Here is a 3,316-nt window from a genome sequence, read left to right on the forward strand (position 1 = left end):
GAATAGAGGAAATAAAGTCGGCGCTCTCTAGTGGCGCAGTCATGCTTTACCCTACTGATACAGTCTATGCGATCGGTTGTGATTTGAATGCCAAGTCAGCGATAGAACGAGTGCGGCAAATTAAACAGCTAGCAAACGATAAACCATTGACATTTTTATGTCCCTCGCTTTCAAATGTGGCAACTTATGCCTTCGTAAGTGACACAGCCTATCGGATTATGAAACGCCTGATTCCAGGGCCATACACGTTTTTGCTCCCAGCTACGAAGTTAGTACCGCGATTGGTGCAAAGCCCCAAGCGGAAAACTACTGGAATTAGAGTACCAAACCATACTGTGTGTTTGGAGTTGCTGGCAGCCTTGGGCAATCCGATTATTTCAACTTCAGCACATTTGCCACCAGATGAAGCAGATAATGGCATGATTCGGATAGATCCTGAAACGATTCAGTCGCGGGTAGAGTTATTTGATCGCTTAGACAAGTTGGTAGACATAATTGTAGACACTGGCGAGGAACCTACATTTGAAGTATCCACCATCTTGGATATGACTGGAGACGAAGCAGCAATTATACGGAGGGGTTTAGGTTGGGAAACAGCAGCAGCATGGGTATAAGAATCCCATTTCACAGGCTCACCTTTCCGTTTCGGAAATTGTGATAAAAATAACTCCAGTTTTAAAATTGTCATATTTAAAAGCGATGTCTAGGATGGGCTGTTCTGTGAAATCGTGGATATAAGAGGATGGTGGCAAAACTTGGCACAGTAAGGTATTTGACAACTTTAAGAAAATAGCGGGTACTCGTGTGCCAGCGTTGAGATGGTGGCTTGTGAAGAAAACCGACACATTGCCATAACTGTAACTCTTTCGTATTTCCTATAGTTTTGATATATGAGCTTTAGATGTGAGCATTATATACGGCAAGTCTTGATGGAAAAATGCCTAAAGATTCACAAGCCTTGGACGGTCTTGATTGCTGTGTCTGCGTTGTAATTACGGTGCAATACTACTGGAAAAGTTATGAAAGCTAACGTCGTCAATCTACCAAACTCTACACCAATTTTTGAGAACCACGTTTCGACTGAAGAATTTTCAAATAGCAGCAGCGATCGCTTGATTCAATTGCTGTCTGAGGAAATGCAAGCGCAAGTGAAAGCAACACCCAAGTGTGTAGAAGCTTTAGCAAAGCGCATAGCCGTAGAAGTAGAACGCATTTGCGATAAAAGCTCCCGCATTCAAACATCTGGGGAAATCAAGTCCTGGCAGATGACGTTGGGAAGGCATCGGATGCAAAAGTGCTTACGTTACTACCAACTAGGTTCCAAACAAGGGCGGGTGGAATTACATAGCAATTTGGGTGCTATGGTTTACCGTCATGTAACTATGTCCGGCTCTGAGTTGGGCTTTGATGCTCGTTACAGCCTGATTGAAGATTTTTTACAAGCATTTTATATCGAAGCGATTAAAGCTTTCCGTAGAGAAAACGAATTACCAGAGAATCACACGCCGCGTACTCAGCTGCAATTAGCTGAATACATGGCTTTTACAGAACAGTATGCCAAACGCCGGATCAATTTACCTGGTGGTGCAAATCAGCAATTGATTATCTTGCGGGCCCAAGGTTTTGCTCGTCGCCAGCCCCAAGAAACTACCGTGGATATTGAAATGGCGGTAGAGTCTGCTAAGGGTGAAGAAGCAGAATCTTACCAGCGCAACTCGGCGGTGCAACAGCTGCGATCGCAAATGATCGCCCAAACTAATTTCGATCCATCTGAAGAATCAGAACGCGATCGCGTCATCACTGAATTGATGAAATACTTGGAGTCTCAAGGTCAATCTGATTGTATGAACTACCTCAGCTTGAAGCTTCAAGACCTTTCAGCCCCAGAAATTGACCAAATTCTCGGTTTAACTAGCCGTCAGCGCGATTATCTCCAACAACGGTTTAAATATCACGTAGAAAAGTTTGCCAAGCAACACCACTGGCAATTAGTACATCAATGGTTAGGCGCGGGTTTAGAGCAAAAATTGGGTTTATCTTCCCAGCAGTGGGAAATCTTTGTAAATCAACTCACAGAACAACAACAGCAAATATTAGAGTTAAAAACTGCACGGGAAAACGACGTTGCGATCGCCAAAGCCATCAAATGCACCCCCAAACAGCTGCAAAAGCGCTGGACTCAACTTTTAGAAATAGCATGGTCTATCCGCAACGGTCATACTGAAGCTCAGACAGGTTGAAATCAAGGCGAAATAACTAAAATTTATCTAAGCTAAATTCCAATTATTAGAGAGGTTGTTGAAGACGTAAAAGCTAGAATCTCTCAACGTCATGGCTAGACAAGTTAACTATCCTTATAGCCGCACAACTAGACATTATTGAGGCTTATGACTGGTACAACGGGCACGAATTTGGGTTAGGCGCTGAGTTCCTACGATGTATTGATGCCTGCCTGAATTTAATTCAGCGTCACCCCAGCAGATACCAGATTGTTCATGAAACCTATCGCCGCGCTAAAATTAGGCGTTTTCCCTACGTCGTTTTTTACGAGTTTAATGAACAGGAGATTATTATCTACGCTGTTTTCCACTGTTCCCAATACCCAGAAAAGTGGCGTAGTCGCTTGCAATAGTTCGTCTTTGAGAATAAAGATAAATCCATTATTTTAACTATTATCTAAATTAGTAACTCACTCCTTACCTAAATTATTAATACATTTGTATTTGTTTAGTACAAAAATACTAATATATTCGGATTTTTTACCTATTAATCCAACCAGATTTAGCTAAAATCAAAAATTCATATTAAGCAACTGAACCTTTTTTACTGCTTCTGTGAAATCCTATAATAAGCAGGACTTTTGGCAGAGGGATTGAAGATGGCTCTGACTCAAGGCGGATGGGCAAATAAGTCTGGGAATATTTTAGAAGCAAATGTAGAAGCAATCTTGCATGGGCATCATTATTTCCAAGTAGGGAACTATGTCCAAAAAGAATTTATACTAAATGCTACTTTATTGCCAAAACGTTATGGAAAAGAAGTCTATATTGGAACTGGAATTTATCATACCTATCTGAAAGTTGATTTTTATGTTGTCGGCTCATCTGCAATGCCATCTGGTTTAATTTTCGAGTGCAAATGGCAAGAAAGCCCCGGTTCTGTTGATGAAAAGTTTCCTTACTTGAACATGAATATTCAGCACTATTACCCTGCACCAACCATCGTAATTTTAGGCGGTGAAGGTATGCGAGAAGGCGCAAGCAAATGGCTGAAAGCAAGGGTTAATGATAACCATAATTTATTAGCAGTTTATAGC

At 41.5% G+C, this 3,316-nt stretch carries 4 protein-coding genes; all 4 read left to right on the plus strand.

Annotated features, from left to right (window positions below):
• Positions 1-2 precede the first annotated feature (2 nt).
• Positions 3-614 carry an L-threonylcarbamoyladenylate synthase gene (locus tag IQ229_RS19640; RefSeq protein ID WP_322744027.1) on the plus strand — a complete coding sequence of 204 codons (612 nt, stop codon included), beginning with the start codon at positions 3-5 and terminating at the stop codon, positions 612-614.
• 405 nt (positions 615-1,019) lie between these two features.
• The gene (locus IQ229_RS19645; RefSeq protein ID WP_194046616.1) at positions 1,020-2,240 is read left to right on the plus strand and encodes a HetZ-related protein; all 1,221 of its coding nucleotides are present in this window, start codon (positions 1,020-1,022) and stop codon (positions 2,238-2,240) included.
• Between the two features lie 134 nt (positions 2,241-2,374).
• On the plus strand, positions 2,375-2,632 hold the full coding sequence (locus IQ229_RS24940; RefSeq protein WP_409339950.1) for a type II toxin-antitoxin system RelE/ParE family toxin: 258 nt from the start codon (positions 2,375-2,377) through the stop codon (positions 2,630-2,632).
• A gap of 246 nt (positions 2,633-2,878) precedes the next feature.
• On the plus strand, positions 2,879-3,316 hold a 438-nt coding region (locus IQ229_RS19655), incomplete at its 3' end, for a PD-(D/E)XK nuclease superfamily protein (protein ID WP_194046618.1).

Origin of the sequence: Nostoc cf. edaphicum LEGE 07299, assembly GCF_015207245.1 — a bacterium.
In the GTDB taxonomy this organism is placed as follows: domain Bacteria; phylum Cyanobacteriota; class Cyanobacteriia; order Cyanobacteriales; family Nostocaceae; genus Nostoc; species Nostoc edaphicum_B.